Origin of the sequence: Arthrobacter sp. NPDC058127 (assembly GCF_042884555.1) — a bacterium.
Classification (GTDB): domain Bacteria; phylum Actinomycetota; class Actinomycetes; order Actinomycetales; family Micrococcaceae; genus Arthrobacter.
The window spans coordinates 76600-93247 of sequence record NZ_JBHVTT010000014.1; the positions used below are offsets into that span (position 1 = coordinate 76600).

The window sequence follows — 16648 nt, forward strand, 5'->3', positions numbered from 1 at the left end:
CCACCTTCCCCTAATCTCTGTTTTACATTTTTACACCGTTTACCCCCCTGTCGCAACACCACCAAAAAAAAGCCGGCGCGCGCCCCCCCCCCCCCCCCCCCCACCACTGTATTTAAGGCAGGAGTCCCTCACCAGGCAAGCGATTGAGCCCTGCGTCGGATTTCAGTCTTGCGCCCTTCACGCAGCGCGTCGACTGGGCGGCCACGCAGTGACTCATCCGGAGTGAAAAGCCACGCAATGAGCTCCTCATCCGTGTACCCGGCATCGCCGAGCACTGCAATGGTGCCCTTCAGGCTATCCACCACATGACCGTCCTGGATAAAGAGGGCAGGAATCGAACGGATGTTGCGTTCGCCCACTCTCACAGCCACCACTGCACGCTCATCCAGAAGACCGTGGACCTTGGTGATTGAAACGTTCAGCAGCTCTGCCACATCGGGCAGCGGCAGCCAATCGGAAACGAGGCTTTCTACATTACTCACGGATCAAGATTGCCACGCCCGCGCGCTTTGCGCCTAGCCAGACGGACGGTAGGGGCGGAATTTGTGTCCCCGAATTGCCCGGGAATCGAATGCGCCGGGATTTCTTGTGCGGAATCGAAAAATGTGAGAGATTCACATTGATCACATTTGCATCACTACTCACTTTAGTAACACTGGCAACAGCGGCATTCCCGACGTCCGCTGCTGAGATGAGGATTGCTCCCATGACGACGCCCCGCTCGCCCAAGAAGACAACGAGCATGCCCGTAATTGCGGCCACCACAGCGGCTCTGCCCGCCGTCATGCTCTCTTCATTGGCGCTCGCCCAACCGGCAACCGCGCTTCCAGCAGTACAGACCCAGAAGATCCCTGCATCACTTGCCGCTGCCATGCGGGCCCAGGCCTCGGCCGTGTCTGCAAACGTCATTCCCGCGTCCGCGGTTGCCGCGACCATTCCGGCTGCCCTGCAGCCTATGGCACCTGCGGTCCCGGCCACCTACACCATCGTCCGGGGCGATACCATCAGCGGCATCGCGGCCCGCTACGGGCTGAACACCAACACCGTACTGAAGCTCAACGGGCTCTCGGGCAACACCATCATCTACCCGGGACAGCAGATCAAGTTGACCGGTTCTGCAAGCGCCCCAAGTGCGCCTGCACCCGCGCCGGCACCCGCAGCAAGCCCGGCAACCACCCCGGCGCCGTCGTCGGCTTCCAGCTACACAGTCGTCCCCGGGGATACTCTGAGCGGCATTGCCGCCCGCCACGGTGTGGCGCTGTCCGACGTCTTCAGCTGGAACGGCCTTAACGGCCGGTCCATCATCTATCCGGGACAGAAAATCAAGGTCGGCCCGGGAACGAACGCACCGGCCCCTTCAGCACCGGCACCAGCGGCCCCTGCGCCGGCGGCACCAGCACTTGCCGGCACCGGCTCGTACACCATCAAGTCGGGTGACACTTTGGGCGGCATCGCGTCGCGCGTTGGCGTCTCCCTCTCATCGCTGTTGTCGGCCAACAAGCTGTCCATGAGCACCATCATCTACCCGGGGCAGAAGCTCGCCATCCCGGGCGCTCCTGCAGCCCCGGCTCCGGCTCCCGTGAGCACTCCCCTGGTTCCGAGCACATTCCTCGGCTACACCTACCCGGATGCGGTAGTCAGTTCCGCCAACGCGAACAAGGCCCTGCTCAATGCTTCCCCCGTTCCCAGCGTCGCCCAGATGAAGGGGATCGTGGCCGATACCGCTCGTCGGATGGGCGTGGACCCGTCATTGGCCCTGGCATTCGCCTACCAGGAATCCGGTTTCAACCAGCGTGCAGTCTCTCCGGCCAACGCCATCGGCACGATGCAGGTGATTCCGTCCTCGGGAGAATGGGCTTCCCAACTGGTGGGACGCAAGCTCAACATCCTGGACCCGTATGACAATGTGACCGCCGGCGTCGCCATCATCCGGGCCCTCGTCAACACCAGCAAAGACTTGAACACGGCCATCGCAGGCTACTACCAGGGCCAGTACTCGGTGAGCAAGCACGGCATGTACGACGACACGAAGGCCTACGTCGCCTCGATCTTGGCCCTGAAGAAGAGCTTCAGCTAAATCAAGCCGCTCAACACGGGCCCGGATCGCATGGCGATTCGGGCCCGAGTTTTTGCTCAACTAGGATCGTAGGGTGCAGGAACAAGTTTCGGACCATCTCCTTGGATCCCTCGTGGACGGGCGCTACCTGGTGCGATCGCGCCTTGCAGGCGGCGGAATGTCAACCGTCTATCTCGCCACCGACGAGCGGCTCGACCGCGACGTGGCGCTCAAAGTGCTGCATCCGCACTTGGCCAATGACCAAAATTTCCTCGACCGCTTGCAGCGTGAGGCCCGGGCCGCGGCCAGCCTTTCCCACCCGCATGTCGTTGGAGTCCTCGACCAGGGACAAGACGGCCACATTGCGTACATCGTCATGGAGTACATCAAGGGCCACACTCTGCGCGACGTCCTCAACGAGAAGGCCGCGCTTCCGCCCCGGCTGGCCTTTGCACTGATCGACCCCGTCATCGAAGGGCTCGCAGCCGCCCATGCGGCAGGGCTGATTCACCGCGACGTAAAACCGGAGAACGTCCTGATCGCCGACGACGGCCGCATCAAGGTGGGCGATTTCGGCCTGGCCCGGGCGGTCACTGCGACAACCAGCACCGGCGCCCTGATCGGCACGGTCGCATATTTGGCTCCCGAACTGGTCCTCGGGAAGCCCGCCGACGCCCGGAGCGACATCTATTCGACCGGCATCATGCTTTACGAGATGCTGACCGGCGGGCAACCCTATGCGGGCGAGGTTCCCATCCAGGTCGCCTACCAGCACGTCAACGCGGCCGTCGCTCCGCCGTCGCTCGCTGTGCCCGGACTTGCCGCGGACGTGGACGAACTCGTCCAGTGGTGCACCGCGAAGGAACCCGAAGAGCGTCCTGTGGACGGTTCTGCACTTTTGTCGGAACTTCGGCATATCCGCACAACCTTGAGCGACGCTCAACTGGACATCGACCCGCCCGCCGCCAAGGCTGCAGGGCCGGAAGGGCAACAAGAAGCGGCCGGGGCCACCGCGGTAGTCGCCCCTTTCCCTGCTGAACGCACGGAGCCCCTGGAGCGCATCGGACGCCCGACGGAGATCATCTCGAACCAGCGCAATCCAACCACGGTGCTTCCACCGGCGGGATTCTCCGCCGGCGCCGCGGCTTTCGACATCCAGGTGCCACCGGACCGGGAACCCCTGGATCCGGCGGAAGCCCCGCCCAGCAAGCGTGACATCAAGCGCATGGAGCGCCAGGAAGAAAAGGACCGCGCCCGGGCGGCAGCTACGCCGTCGCGCTCTTTGCGGGAAGGCAATCCACGCCGTCGGGCAGTGATCTGGACCATTGTGGTCATTGTGCTGGCGATCCTGGCCACAGCGGCGGGCTGGTTCTTCGGCATGGGACCCGGCTCGCCCGGAACCATACCGGACACCAAGAACAAGACGGTTGCGGAGGCACAGCAACTGTTGAGAACCGCAGGATTCCAATCCGAGCCGAAAGACGTGTACGACGACGAAGTCACGGCGGGGTTGGCAGTTGGAACAGAGCCCGCATCCGGCCAGGTAGTCCGGAAGTTCCAAGCGGTGTCGCTCTTCGTCTCGAAGGGTCCGCAGTTGTTTCCGCTTGCCGCGATGACCGGCCTGACACTCGACCAGGCAAAAAATGCCCTTGGCGTGGCCGGGATGGCCCTCGGCAAAGTCACCGAACAGTATGACGACAAAGTGCCTTCGGGCACGGTCATCTCCCAGTCCCCGGCCCAGGACACCGCAGTCCGTCACGGCACTCCGGTGGCATTGGTGGTTTCCAAGGGACCGCAGCCCCTCCCCGTACCGGATGTCCGGGGCATGACCCAGCAAGCCGCCGTCAAAGCGATCAGCGATGCCGGATTGACCGCCAAAATTGCGCCGGAACCCGTCAACGACAAGAAGGTCCCCGCGGGAGCCGTTGTCAGCCAGACTCCTGCCAACGGCACCCTGGTCCGCGGCGACTCCGTCACCTTGACCCTGTCCAAGGGGCCGAAGATGGTGCACGTCCCGAACTTCATCGGCAAGCAGGCCGATGCCGCACGCAAAGCCTTGGAGTCGCTCGGATTCGAGGTCAAGATCAACAACATCCTGGGTGGCTTCTTCGGCACTGTCCGGGACCAGAACCCCGTGGACAGCGATGCGCCGGAGGGCTCCGTCGTCACACTGACCGTCGTGTAGGACGTGCCCATACAGGAAAGGCGATCCGGAACATCCCGGATCGCCTTTCCTGTATGCCAGCTTGCTGCTGGACTGCCCTTGGTGGGGGTTACCGCTTGGTGAGGGCTCCAGCCACCAGGAATGCCATCTCGAGGGATTGCATGTGGTTCAGGCGGGGATCGCACACGGACTCGTAGCGGTCCAGGAAGGCGTCCTGGTCAATGGGATCGGCGCCGCCGAGGCATTCCGCTACGTCGTCGCCGGTCATCTCCATGTGCAGGCCACCGGGTACCGTGCCCAAGGCGTGGTGGACTTCGAAGAACCCGCGGACTTCGTCCACGACGTCGTCGAAGTTGCGGGTCTTGTACCCGTTGGGTGAGGTGACAGTGTTCCCGTGCATGGGGTCCGTGACCCAGAGGACCTGTGCGCCGGAGGCCGTGACCTTCTCGACGACGGCGGGCAGCTTCTCGCGGATGTTCTTCGAACCCATCCGGGTGATGAAGGTGAGGCGGCCGGGCTCGCGGTTCGGGTCCAGCTTGTCAATGAGCCGCAGCGCGTCGTCTCCGGAGGTGCCGGGACCAAGCTTGACGCCGATCGGATTGCGGACGCGGGACAGGAAGTCCACATGCGCATGGTCGAGCTCACGGGTGCGTTCACCGATCCAGAGGAAGTGCCCGGAAGTGTCGTAGGGAAGTCCCGTGCGGGAGTCGATGCGCGTCAGGGCGCGCTCGTAGTCCAGCAGCAATGCCTCGTGGCTCGCGAAGAACTCCACGCGCTTGAGGGCTTCGAAATCGGCGCCGCAGGATGCCATGAACTTGATGGCGCGGTCGATGTCCCTCGCCAAGGACTCGTAGCGGGCATGGGCGGGGTTTTCGGTGAAGCCCTTGTTCCAGAGGTGCACCAGGCGAAGATCGGCGAAGCCGCCCTGCGTGAAGGCGCGGATGAGGTTCAGCGTGGAAGCCGAGGTGTGGTAGGCCTTCAGCATGCGGCTGGCGTCGTGGGCGCGGGACTCCGGGGTGAAATCGTAGCCGTTGACGATGTCGCCGCGGTACGCAGGCAAGGTCACGCCGTCGCGGGTTTCCTCGTTCGAGGACCGGGGCTTGGCGAACTGGCCGGCCATGCGGCCCATCTTGATGACGGGCATGGCCGCACCATAGGTGAGGACAACGGCCATCTGCAGGATGGTGCGGACCCGGGCACTGATCTTGTCGGCCGTGGCGTCTTCGAACGTCTCGGCGCAGTCGCCACCCTGAAGCAGGAATGCCTTGCCCTGGGCTGCAGCGGCCAAACGCTCGCGCAAGATGTCGACTTCGCCCGCGAAGACCAGCGGGGGAAGTACGGAGAGTTCCTTGACGGAGGCGTCGAAGACACCCCTGTCGGTCCAAGTAGGTTGCTGCGAGATAGGCAGCTGGCGCCAATCGTCCAAGCCGGGATAGTTTGCCGCGCCACTTTGCGCGGTGCTGGTCAGCGGGCTGCCCAGGGAACTGGTCAGGGGGCCGGTCACGGACGGTGCGGGGTTCGCGGATAGCTCAGTCACTCTCCAAGACTAGTTGCCTCGAGCGCTGTTCGGGGCACGGCTTCCGTAACCCTTATCCGCCGTCCGTCACACTTTCCCGGCTACTGTGCCGTCGCCGTCCTGCCCTGAACCGTTGCCGGGGAGGCGTCTGCCTTCTTCATCGGCGCCTGCTGGATTCGCTTCGCTTCCGCTAGCCGGCTCCGGAAGCTGCCCGGCCAGCCGTTGCTTGACGACGGCGGCGTATTCGTCAACGTATTCCTGCCCGGAGAGCCGCATGAGTTCGTACATGATTTCGTCGGTCACGGCGCGTTGAACGGAATGGTCTTCCTCTTGGCCGTAGTACCGGCTGAAGTCCAACGGCTGCCCGAAAATGATCCCGATCCGGCGGATGTTGGGCAAACGCTTGCCGATCGGTTGGACTTTTTCGGTGCCGATCATCGCGACGGGAACAACGGGCACGCGGGTTTGGAGCGCAAGTTTGGCGACCCCCACTTTGCCCCGGTAGAGCCTGGCATCGGGACTGCGGGTGCCCTCCGGGTAGATGCCCAGGAGGCCGCCGCCGGCCAGGACGTCCCTGCCGGCCTGCAAGGACAACTCGGACGCGGCCCCGCCCGAACGGTCCATCGGCAACTGGTTGGTGAGCCTGAAGAACGTGGCCGTAAGCCTGCCTTTGAGCCCGGTACCCGTGAAGTACTCGGACTTGGCGAGGAAACTGACGCGCCGGGGCACCATCACCGGCATGAAGATCGAGTCTGAAAAGGACAAATGATTGGAAGCGAGAATCGCGGCGCCATCGTGGGGGACATTGTCGAGGCCCTTGACCCAGGGGCGGAACAGCAATTTGAGAAGCGGACCCAAAAAGATCCGCTTCATGACCCAATAGAACACGTTGGTTCCTCTCCGGGGCGGCGTCTGCAAGGCGTCCGGACGGTCCCGGCCCGCATTCAGAAGCCACCCTACTCCAGTGAGAAATGTCCCGAACAGTGACACGATGGACTCATCACGGAAAGCAGTGCCGCCAACAGAGTAGCCTCGGAGTCATCATGAACACTCTCCCCGATCCCTCGCCATACGCCAGCGACTTCACCGGTAGTGGACCCAGCATCGGTGTCGTGATGAGCCACGGCTTCACGGGCAGTCCGCACAGCATGCGCCCCTGGGCCGAGTACCTGGCGGCCGAAGGCTACGCCGTCCGACTCCCCCTCCTTCCGGGCCATGGGACCACGTGGCAGGACATGGCCACGCGGCACTGGCAGGAGTGGCACCATACGGTGGATGCCGCGTATCTCGAGCTCCAGGCCGAGTGCGACTTCGTCTTCGCCGCCGGCCTGTCGATGGGAGGGACACTGGCCCTCCGGATCGCGGCTACGCGGCCCGTCGCCGGTACCGTCGTCGTCAATCCGGGACTGGTGATCGATGATCCCCGCGCCGCCATGGTCGGCATCCTGAAGCACGTCATGAAATCCACCCCGGCCATTGCCAACGACATCCTCAAGCCGGGCATGGACGAGGGGGCATACCCCAGGACTCCGGTCGCCGCTGCCCATGAGTTGAAGAAGATGTACAAGGACACCATCACCCTGCTCCCCCGGATTTCCGCTCCCGTACGCGTCTTCCGTTCCTCCGTGGACCACGTCGTTTCGGATCGCAGCATCAAGCAGTTGAAGGAGCGCGTCACAGCTTCGATGGAGTTCAGCACCTTGCAGAACAGCTACCACGTGGCCACGCTGGACAACGATGCCCTGGAGATATTCCGGGGCTCGGCCGAATTCATCAGGAAAACGATGGCAGGACTGACAAGCAGTTCCGCCCCTGCCGGCCAGTCCGGCATCGAGCTCCGGGATTCACCCCATGAATAGGCCAGGGCCTGACTCCCCCGACCAGAGCGCAAACAAGGACGACGACGCCGTCTGGCTCGATTTGGTGGCCCGGCTCGAGTCGATGCCTTCCTCGGCCCTGGACGAAGCGCCGACGGCGGAGGAGCCCACCAGCGATTCCGGAACAGATGCGGGTACGGGTCCGGACGACGTTCCCGGCCGATCGTCGTCCCGTTCCTTCCAAGACTTCGATCCTCTTGGCTTGTCCAAAAGGGCCGCTGCCGAAGAACCCGCGAGCAGCGCGGAGCCCGGTCCACGCGACTACGACGTCGAGGATGAGAACGGCTTCGTCCCTGAGGACCCGCCGAGCCTGGCCGGCACCGAACCCCTGACCATGCTCGCCTGGCTCGGAGCCGTGGGCGGCCCGCTTGCCCTGCTGTTCACCGCCATGTTCTGGCGCTCGGCACCGCTCCTCGCCGTGATGGGCATCCTCGCGACCTTCCTGGCATCGGTCGTGTACCTCATCATGAAGCTGCCGCAGGAGAAAGACGAGAACGACGACGGCGCCCGCGTCTAAGCGGGCTGCCGCACTGCGCATCCCCTCGCGGCCGAGCCCGCACTAGCCGCGCGCCCTGCCGCTGACCCGGGACAGGTCGGCAGCGCCGATCATCCCCGCCCGCGGTCCCAGCGCGGCAAGCTTGATGGCGGCCGCGGGGCGGAAACCGCGGCCGGTGAGGTTCCGGGTGAATGCTGTCCGCGCAGGGCCGACAAGAAGCTCACCGGCGTCGCACAGCCCGCCGCCGATGACAAACGTTCCCGGGTCGAGCGCGGCCGCCAGGTTCGCCAGGCCAAGCCCGAGCCAGTGCCCCACTTCTTCCAAGAGCTCCCTCGAAGCGGAGTCCCCGGCTTTTGCCCGCTCGGTCACGGTAACGCCCGTGATGTTCTCGGCCAAGCCACCGGCAGCCTTGAGCAATTCGTAGGCGACCGGTGAATTCCGGAGGGCAAGCTCCCGGGCTTCCCTGCCGAGCGCGTTACCTGAGGCATATTGCTCCCAGCAGCCGCGGTTGCCGCATTCGCAGCGATGTCCGCCGGGAACCACGATCTGGTGGCCGAACTCCCCTGCCACGCCGAACCGCCCACGTTCCACCCGTCCGTCCATGACCATGGCACCACCGATGCCGGTGCCGAGCGTGATGCAGACGAGGCGGCTCTCCCCAAGACCGGCGCCGAAGCGCCATTCAGCCCAGGCAGCAGCATCGGCGTCGTTGGTGACAAGGACCGGGCGCCTCAGCAGGCTCTGCAGGTTTTCGCGCAGCGGCTCGTTGCGCCAGGCGAGATGCGGGCTGAACAGCACCGTGCCGCCGTCGAGATCCATCCAACCGGCGGCGCCGATCCCCACGGAGCCAATCCGGTGGCTTTTGCCCAGCTCCTGGACAAGCTCGACGATCACCTGCTCTACCGCGCGGGCGTCGTTGCCGGGCGTGGAGCGCCGCGCTTCCTCGACTACGTGGCCCGAGGGATCCACGACTCCCGCTGCCACCTTCGTGCCGCCGATGTCGATCCCGATCGCCAGCCCCCTGCGGCCAAGATGGGAACGGCGCGCGGCCCATGGCACCGATTCCCAACGCGGGCCTCCGTGCGTGGAGCCGGGGCGCCGGCCGGTTGCAGTTGAACCGGACCAGGAAATCTTCCGAACTCTTGCCGGAGACTGGTCGTTGGATGAATTCAGGGGCATGTCGCCATCCTATTCCGAGTGCCGCATATGTACTGACATGGACACTGTGTGGACGGAGTGTCCGCACGCCCGCATTGGAGGAATCCCCCGCTTCACGTAAAGTTACTCATCAGTAACTTGAGTAAGGTGAATTGCGCCACACCCATTACTTGGCCGTATAGAGTTAGAGCAGCCCCGCAATGGTCTGTTGATATCGAAGGAGCTATCGTGCGTGAATTCAGTGTTCCGCCCCTGGTGAATGTTGCCCCCGAAACCAACATTACGGACCTCGTGGTTCGTCAGGCCGCCAAGCCATCCAATCCGGCACTGTTTGCCAAGCTCAACAGCGCCGGCCAATGGCAGGACATCCGGGCAACGGACTTCCTCAAGGACGTGTCGGCCCTGGCCAAAGGCCTGGTCGCCAACGGCGTCAGTGTGGGCGACCGCGTGGGCATCATGTCAAGGACCCGTTACGAATGGTCCCTCGTGGACTTCGCCGTTTGGTTCGCAGGCGGTATTTCCGTGCCGATCTATGAAACATCGTCGCCGTCGCAAGTGGCCTGGAACCTCGGCGACTCCGGCGCTGTTGCCGCATTCGCCGAGTCCGCACACCACGAGGACGTCATCCGCCAGGCCGTCACGGCTGAAGGCCTCGGCTCTGTCGCCCATGTCTGGCAGCTTGAAGGCGGCGGCCTTGATGCCCTTCGCAGCTCCGGCAGCGGTGTCAGCGACGAGGAACTCGAGGCCCGCCGCAGCAGCGCCGTGCTTGCCGACGTCGCAACGATCATCTACACCTCCGGCACCACGGGCCGCCCCAAGGGTTGCGAACTCACGCACGGCAACTTCGTTGAGCTCTCGGAGAACGCCTTGGCTTCCCTCGGCGACGTCGTCAACGAGAACGCCAAGACCATCATGTTCCTCCCACTGGCCCACGTCTTTGCCCGTTTCATCTCGGTCCTGGCCGTCGCCACCGGTGCCCAGGTGGCACACACTCCGGATATCAAGAACCTGTTGGCGGACCTGCAGAGCTTCCAGCCGTCCTTCATACTTGCTGTTCCCCGTGTCTTCGAGAAGGTGTTCAACTCGGCCCTCACCAAGGCCGAGGACGGCGGCAAGGGGGCTATTTTCCACAAGGCAGTGGACACGGCGATCGCCTACTCCAGGGCGCAGCAATCCGGATCCGTCGGCTTGGTGCTGAGGCTCAAGCACGCAGTCTTCGACCGTTTGGTGTACGGGAAGCTTCGCGCTGCGATGGGTGGCCACGTCAGCCACGCCGTCTCCGGCGGCGGCCCGCTCGGCGAACGGCTGGGCCATTTCTTCCACGGTATCGGCTTGCAGATCCTGGAAGGTTACGGCCTGACAGAGACCACGGCACCCATTTCAGTCAACACCCCGTCCCTGATCAAGATCGGCACGGTGGGAGCCCCGCTTCCCGGCAATGCGGTCAAGATCGCCGACGACGGCGAAATCCTCGCCAAAGGCGTGTGCGTCATGAAGGGCTACTTCAAGCGGGATGACCTCGCCGCGGAAACCTTCGTGGACGGGTGGTTCCGCACGGGCGACATCGGCGAACTGGATGAGCAGGGTTTCCTGAAGATCACGGGGCGCAAGAAGGAAATCATCGTCACGGCCAGCGGTAAGAACGTCGTACCGGCCCTTTTGGAAGACCAGATCCGCGCAGACGCCTTGGTGTCGCAGGTCCTTGTCATCGGCGACAACCGGCCCTTTATCGGCGCGCTGGTCACCCTCGACGAGGAAGCCCTGCCGGGCTGGCTGGAGCGTCACGGCCTTCCCGCGTCCACTACGACGACGGCCGCCGCGGACAACGCCCTCGTCCGGGCAGCCGTCCAGGAACTGATCAGCCACGCGAACCAGTCCGTCTCGCATGCGGAGGCGATCAAGTCATTCCGGATTGTGCCGTCCGACTTCACCGAGGCTTCCGGGCACCTCACGCCGTCGTTGAAGGTCAAGCGCGCCCAGGTTATGAAGGACTTCGACGCCGTGATCGAGGAAATGTACTCGGCACCCAAGGCGTCCTGACACACCGCGTCCCGACACATCAGTCAAAACAACAGGAAGGTCCCGGGCTTTTGAGCCCGGGACCTTCCTTCTTGCGTGCTCCGCGGAGGAGCGGGCCGCTACTCGACCACGATCAACAGATCGCCGCCCTGGACCTGCTCCACGTTGTTGATGGCGAGGCGCGAGACCGTGCCGGCCACCGGCGTCGTGATGGATGCCTCCATCTTCATCGCCTCAATGGTCGCGACAGTGTCACCCGCCTTGACGGCGTCGCCTGCTTTGACGGTCAAGGTCACAGCGCCGGCGAACGGCGCCGCGACCTGGCCGGGCTGGGACGCATCTGCTTTCTCCGCAGCCTTCACGTTGCTGACGACCGACTTGTCGCGAACCACCACGGGACGGGACTGGCCGTTGAGCTTGCACATGACGGTGCGCATGCCCTTTTCGTCAGGCTCCGAAACTGCTTCCAAGGAGGCGATGAGGCGCACGCCCTTTTCGAGCTCCATGACGTGTTCGGCACCGAGCTGGAGACCGTAGAGGTAGTCGCGGGTGTCAAGCACGGACAGATTGCCGTAAGTGTCCACGCTCTTGAGGTAGTCCTTGGTGGGACCTGCGAACAGCAGCCGGTTCAGCGTCCTCTGGCGCGACTTGGAATCGCCCTTGAGCGCCGCGCTGTCCTCGGCACTGAGTTCGACGTCGCGGACCTTGATGCTGCGGCCCTGGAGCGCCTTGGTGCGGAACGGCTCCGGCCATCCTCCAGGAGGATCTCCCAGTTCACCCGACAGGAAGCCGATGACGGAGTCCGGGATGTCGTAGTTCTGCGGGTTCTCGTTGAAGTCCGCGGGATCTGCGTGGATTCCCACGAGGTGCAGCGCGAGATCGCCCACCACCTTGGAGGACGGCGTCACCTTGACCAAGCGTCCCAAGATACGGTCCGCGGCGGTGTACATGTCCTCAATGGCTTCGAAACGCTCGCCCAGGCCCAGCGCGATGGCTTGCTGGCGCAGGTTGGACAACTGGCCACCCGGGATTTCGTGCTGGTAGACCCGGCCTGTGGGACCGGGAAGCCCGGACTCGAACGGCGCGTAGACCCGGCGGACAGCTTCCCAGTAGGGCTCCAGGGAGCTGACGCTGGCCAGGCTGAGCCCGGTGTCGCGCGGGGTGTGTGCCAAGGCCGCCACAAGGGCCGACGCCGACGGCTGGCTCGTCGTGCCAGCCAGGGACGCTGACGCGACGTCGACCGCGTCCACGCCGGCTTCCACGGCTGCCAGCAGGGTTGCCAGCTGGCCACCTGCGGTGTCGTGGGTGTGCAGGTGTACCGGTAGGTCGAAACGTTCACGCAAGGCGCTGACAAGCTTGGCTGCGGCGGCGGGGCGAAGCAGGCCGGCCATGTCCTTGATGGCGAGGATGTGCGCACCGGCGTCGACGATCTTCTGGGCGAGGTCGAGGTAGTAGTCGAGGGTGTACAGGTTCTCGTTCGGGTCGAGGAGATCGCCGGTGTAACAGAGTGCCACCTCGGCTACCGCAGTGCCGGTGGCCCGAACCGCGCGGATGGCCGGGGCCATCTGGTTGACGTCGTTGAGGGCGTCGAAGATGCGGAAGATGTCGATGCCCGTTGCCGCGGCCTCGTTGACGAATGCCTCGGTGACTTCCTCCGGGTAGGGCGTGTACCCAACCGTGTTACGGCCACGGAGCAGCATCTGCAGGCAGACATTGGGCAGCGCCTTGCGCAGGGCGGCCAGACGGTCCCAAGGATCCTCGCCGAGGAAGCGCAGGGCGACGTCGTAGGTTGCACCGCCCCAGGCTTCGACCGACAGCAGCTCGGGCAGCAGCGCGGAGACCGCAGGGCCGGCCGCGACGAGGTCGCGTGTACGGACGCGGGTGGCAAGCAGCGACTGGTGGGCATCGCGGAAGGTGGTGTCCGTGACGGCCACGGCCTGCTGCTCGCGCAGCGCCTTCGCAAAGCCCTCAGGTCCCAACTCCTGCAGCTTCTGGCGCGAGCCGGCCGGTGCTACGGTCCCTGCAACCGCCGGGAGCTTGGCTGCGGGGTCCGAGTGGACCTTGAGTTCGCCGTTGGGCTTGTTGACCGTCACATCGGCCAACCAGGTCAGGAGTTTGGTGCCGCGGTCCGCGGAGACGTGGGACTTCAGCAGTTCCGGGCGCTTGTCGATGAAGTCGGTCGCCACGTTGCCGGCAATGAAGTCGGGATCGGCAAGGACTGCCTGGAGGAAGGGGATGTTGGTGGACACACCACGGATCCGGAACTCAGCCAGACCGCGCCGGGCGCGGGCCACTGCAGCCGGGTAGTCGCGTCCGCGGCAGGTCAGCTTGACCAGCATGGAGTCGAAGTGGGGGCTGATCTCGGCACCCGAGTAGACGGTGCCGCCGTCGAGACGGACACCGGCGCCACCCGCGGAACGGTAGCCGGTGATCCTTCCGACGTCGGGCCGGAAGCCGTTAGCGGGATCTTCCGTGGTGATGCGGCACTGCAGCGCGGCACCTTTGATAAATACCGACTCCTGGCTCAAGCCGAGGTCTGCGAGGGTCTCGCCCGAAGCGATGCGCATCTGCGCCTGGACGAGGTCCACGTCCGTGATTTCCTCGGTGACCGTGTGCTCAACCTGGATGCGTGGGTTCATCTCGATGAAGACGTGCTGGCCGGCGCGTTCGCCCTCGGTGTCCACCAGGAACTCGACCGTTCCGGCGTTGACGTAGTTCAGGGCCTTCGCGAAAGCCACGGCATCCCGGTAAAGGGCCTGGCGGATGGATTCGTCAAGGTTGGGGGCCGGAGCGATTTCCACCACTTTCTGGTGGCGGCGCTGCAGGGAGCAGTCGCGCTCGAAGAGGTGCATGACGTTACCCTCTGCATCGGCCAGGATCTGGACCTCGATGTGACGGGGACGCAGCACTGCCTGCTCCAGGAACATGGTGGGATCGCCGAAGGCAGCGTCCGCCTCGCGCATGGCCGACTGGAGTGCTTCCGGGAGGTCCTCGCGGGTCTCCACCCGGCGCATGCCACGGCCACCGCCACCGGCGACGGCCTTGGCGAAGATCGGGAATCCGATCTCGTCGGCCGCGGCGATGAGCTCGTCGACGTCGCGGGACGGGGCGCTGGACTTCAGGACCGGCACGCCGGCCTTGCGGGCGGCCTCGAGTGCGGCAACCTTGTTGCCGGCGAGTTCCAGCACCTCCGCCGGCGGGCCCACAAAAGTGATGCCTGCGTCTTGCGCTGCCCGTGCGAGGTCCGGGTTTTCGGACAGGAATCCGTAGCCCGGGTAGATTGCGTCTGCACCCGCTTCCTTGGCGACACGGACGATCTCGTCCACGTCAAGGTACGCGCGGACCGGATGACCCTCCTGGCCGATCAGATAAGCCTCATCAGCCTTCTGCCGGTGGATCGAATTGCGATCCTCATACGGGAAGACCGCTACGGTCTTGGCGCCGAGTTCGTAGCCAGCGCGGAAGGCCCTGATCGCGATTTCGCCGCGATTAGCCACCAGAATCTTGGAAAACATGCTTCTCCTGCATCATTGCGGGTGTAACGGTCGGTGGTCACAGTGTGTAAGACCTCCATACCCAAACACAAATCTTTGTGGTGACAGTCACACGGGAATTCGTCACGAGCAGTGTACCTTCGCGCACGATGCAGCTTCACGTGCTAATAAGCCAGCGAAGTAATAGTCCGTCAAAGCCGCTCCGGGCCGATAAGGCAGGAATCGGCGGCCACTCAACATATGATGTTGAAGGGCAGCGGCAGAGCCCCGGTTCCGGCAAGGCCGGAATATAAGCACCGCGACACGGCAACCGGCGTTAGGTTTTGGGTTTTCAAGTGCAAGTAGTCAGCATCAGCAGCCTCAAAGGCGGCGTGGGCAAGACATCCGTAACCACTGGGCTGGCCTCGGCCGCACTGGCCGCAGGCATCCCTACCCTTGTTGTGGACCTGGATCCCCACGCCGACGCCACCACGGCCCTCGGCGTCCAGGCCGGCGACCAGCTCGACATTGGCCGCATGCTGAAGAACCCCCGCAAGGCGAGGCTCTTGGACAACGTGGTCAGCAGCGGCTGGGTTGACCACCCCCGCGGCAATGGTGGAGGGACGGCCCTTGATGTCGCCGTCGGATCCGCCTACACCGGAATCTATGATCGGCCGGATCTTGGGCGCCGCGATCTCCGCCGCCTGACCGCGGTCCTTGCCACGGCCGAAAAGTACGAGCTGGTACTCGTAGACTGTCCACCTTCCCTCAACGGCCTCACCCGTATGGCCTGGAGCGCGAGTGACCGCGTGGTCCTCGTCGCCGAACCAGGGCTCTTCTCGGTAGCCGGCACGGAACGCACCATGCGCGCCATCCAACTTTTCCGCCAGGAGTTCGCTCCCCAACTGGCTCCTGCGGGCATTGTTGCCAACCGGGTCCGGCCCGCCTCGTCCGAGCACACGTTCCGGCTCGCTGAGATGGAGTCGATGTTCGGCGAGCTCTTGCTGGCACCGCATATTCCGGAGCAGGCTAATTGGCAGCAAATCCAGGGGGCCGCCCACGCTGTACACCACTGGCCTGGCGACTCTGCCAAGAACACTGCCAAGCTGTTTGACACGCTCCTGGAGAATATGTTCTCCTCCCACAACGGCACGCGGGAGCGCCGCAAGCGCTGACGGGGAATCTGCGGGGCGCAAGGTACCCCTTCGAGAATCGCAATGAAGCCGCCTTCCGGTTGGAAGGCGGCTTCATCGGTCTTCAGCGGCAGCTCGCGGCGATCCCGACGGCGGTTCAGCCGGTGCGGCGCGCGGAGCGGCGCTTACTGAGTTCGTCGTCGGGAAAGGACTGTTCTACAGCGTGCTCGCTCGGGAGCGCAGCAAGGCTGCCCTCGACTTCGCGCCAAACGCGTCCGACTGCGATGCCGAATACGCCCTGGCCACCCTGTACCAGATCAATGACTTCGTCCGCGGAAGTACATTCATAGACACTCGCGCCATCGCTCATGAGCGTGATTTGCGCTAGGTCTTCCACTCCGCGTTCACGCAAATGCTCAACGGCCGTGCGGATCTGCTGGAGGGACACACCTGTGTCCAGGAGGCGCTTGACGACTTTGAGAACCAGGATGTCGCGGAAGCCATAAAGCCGCTGCGATCCGGAACCGGCTGCGCCCCGCACGGCGGGTTCAACAAGTCCTGTACGTGCCCAGTAGTCCAACTGGCGGTAGGTAATCCCTGCCGCCTTGCACGCGGTTGGACCACGGTAGCCGGCATCTTCGTCCAGGACCGGAAGGTCCTCGGTGAAAAGCAGACCCTGGGCACCGCTTGCGGGTACAGCAATGCCTGTCGAGGCCTGCTTTAGCTCGCCTGCTTCGCCTTTGGGACTCACGTGAC

Annotated in this window: 12 protein-coding genes; 6 read left to right on the plus strand and 6 right to left on the minus strand. The window is 64.3% G+C overall.

Going from position 1 to position 16648, the window contains the following annotated elements; translation table 11 throughout:
• Nucleotides 1–128: 128 nt before the first annotated feature.
• Complete coding sequence (locus ACFVTG_RS17375) at nt 129–482, minus strand: Rv2175c family DNA-binding protein (protein WP_028266705.1); 354 nt, start codon at nt 480–482, stop codon at nt 129–131.
• 224 nt (nt 483–706) lie between these two features.
• Here ACFVTG_RS17375 and ACFVTG_RS17380 point away from each other — a divergent pair, with 224 nt between their 5' ends.
• On the plus strand, nt 707–2077 hold the full coding sequence (locus tag ACFVTG_RS17380; RefSeq protein WP_390282152.1) for a LysM peptidoglycan-binding domain-containing protein: 1371 nt from the start codon (nt 707–709) through the stop codon (nt 2075–2077).
• A 73-nt stretch (nt 2078–2150) separates the two neighbouring features.
• Nucleotides 2151–4241 (plus strand): Stk1 family PASTA domain-containing Ser/Thr kinase, encoded by a 2091-nt coding sequence (pknB, locus tag ACFVTG_RS17385; RefSeq protein WP_390282153.1) that lies wholly within the window; start codon nt 2151–2153, stop codon nt 4239–4241.
• A gap of 88 nt (nt 4242–4329) precedes the next feature.
• Here the strand turns inward: pknB and ACFVTG_RS17390 are convergent, their stop codons facing one another.
• Nucleotides 4330–5757 carry a class II 3-deoxy-7-phosphoheptulonate synthase gene (locus ACFVTG_RS17390; RefSeq protein WP_390282154.1) on the minus strand — a complete coding sequence of 476 codons (1428 nt, stop codon included), beginning with the start codon at nt 5755–5757 and terminating at the stop codon, nt 4330–4332.
• Between the two features lie 66 nt (nt 5758–5823).
• Complete coding sequence (locus ACFVTG_RS17395; protein ID WP_390282155.1) at nt 5824–6624, minus strand: lysophospholipid acyltransferase family protein; 801 nt, start codon at nt 6622–6624, stop codon at nt 5824–5826.
• 155 nt (nt 6625–6779) lie between these two features.
• Here ACFVTG_RS17395 and ACFVTG_RS17400 point away from each other — a divergent pair, with 155 nt between their 5' ends.
• The gene (locus tag ACFVTG_RS17400; RefSeq protein ID WP_390282156.1) at nt 6780–7595 is read left to right on the plus strand and encodes an alpha/beta hydrolase; all 816 of its coding nucleotides are present in this window, start codon (nt 6780–6782) and stop codon (nt 7593–7595) included.
• Nucleotides 7588–8130, plus strand: a complete 543-nt coding sequence (locus tag ACFVTG_RS17405) for a hypothetical protein (protein ID WP_390282157.1) — start codon at nt 7588–7590, stop codon at nt 8128–8130. Before ACFVTG_RS17400 ends, ACFVTG_RS17405 begins: the two co-directional genes overlap by 8 nt.
• Nucleotides 8131–8172: 42 nt before the next feature.
• Here ACFVTG_RS17405 and ACFVTG_RS17410 read toward each other — a convergent pair whose 3' ends face one another.
• Nucleotides 8173–9288, minus strand: coding sequence for an ROK family glucokinase (locus ACFVTG_RS17410; protein ID WP_284751751.1), 1116 nt, complete (start codon nt 9286–9288; stop codon nt 8173–8175).
• A 207-nt stretch (nt 9289–9495) separates the two neighbouring features.
• Here ACFVTG_RS17410 and ACFVTG_RS17415 point away from each other — a divergent pair, with 207 nt between their 5' ends.
• On the plus strand, nt 9496–11307 hold the full coding sequence (locus ACFVTG_RS17415; protein WP_390282158.1) for an AMP-dependent synthetase/ligase: 1812 nt from the start codon (nt 9496–9498) through the stop codon (nt 11305–11307).
• A gap of 98 nt (nt 11308–11405) precedes the next feature.
• Here ACFVTG_RS17415 and ACFVTG_RS17420 read toward each other — a convergent pair whose 3' ends face one another.
• The gene (locus ACFVTG_RS17420; RefSeq protein ID WP_390282159.1) at nt 11406–14801 is read right to left on the minus strand and encodes a pyruvate carboxylase; all 3396 of its coding nucleotides are present in this window, start codon (nt 14799–14801) and stop codon (nt 11406–11408) included.
• Between the two features lie 314 nt (nt 14802–15115).
• Here ACFVTG_RS17420 and ACFVTG_RS17425 point away from each other — a divergent pair, with 314 nt between their 5' ends.
• Nucleotides 15116–15934, plus strand: coding sequence for a ParA family protein (locus tag ACFVTG_RS17425; protein WP_284751748.1), 819 nt, complete (start codon nt 15116–15118; stop codon nt 15932–15934).
• A 115-nt stretch (nt 15935–16049) separates the two neighbouring features.
• Here ACFVTG_RS17425 and ACFVTG_RS17430 read toward each other — a convergent pair whose 3' ends face one another.
• Nucleotides 16050–16643 carry a MerR family transcriptional regulator gene (locus ACFVTG_RS17430; protein WP_284751747.1) on the minus strand — a complete coding sequence of 198 codons (594 nt, stop codon included), beginning with the start codon at nt 16641–16643 and terminating at the stop codon, nt 16050–16052.
• Nucleotides 16644–16648: the final 5 nt, after the last annotated feature.

Coding starts and splice junctions, on each gene's coding strand:
- ACFVTG_RS17380 (WP_390282152.1), top strand. CDS start 707: ATGACGACGCCCCGCTCGCCCAAGAAGACAACGAGCATGCCCGTAATT.
- ACFVTG_RS17400 (WP_390282156.1), top strand. CDS start 6,780: ATGAACACTCTCCCCGATCCCTCGCCATACGCCAGCGACTTCACCGGT.
- ACFVTG_RS17405 (WP_390282157.1), top strand. CDS start 7,588: ATGAATAGGCCAGGGCCTGACTCCCCCGACCAGAGCGCAAACAAGGAC.
- ACFVTG_RS17410 (WP_284751751.1), bottom strand. CDS start 9,288: ATGCCCCTGAATTCATCCAACGACCAGTCTCCGGCAAGAGTTCGGAAG.
- ACFVTG_RS17420 (WP_390282159.1), bottom strand. CDS start 14,801: ATGTTTTCCAAGATTCTGGTGGCTAATCGCGGCGAAATCGCGATCAGG.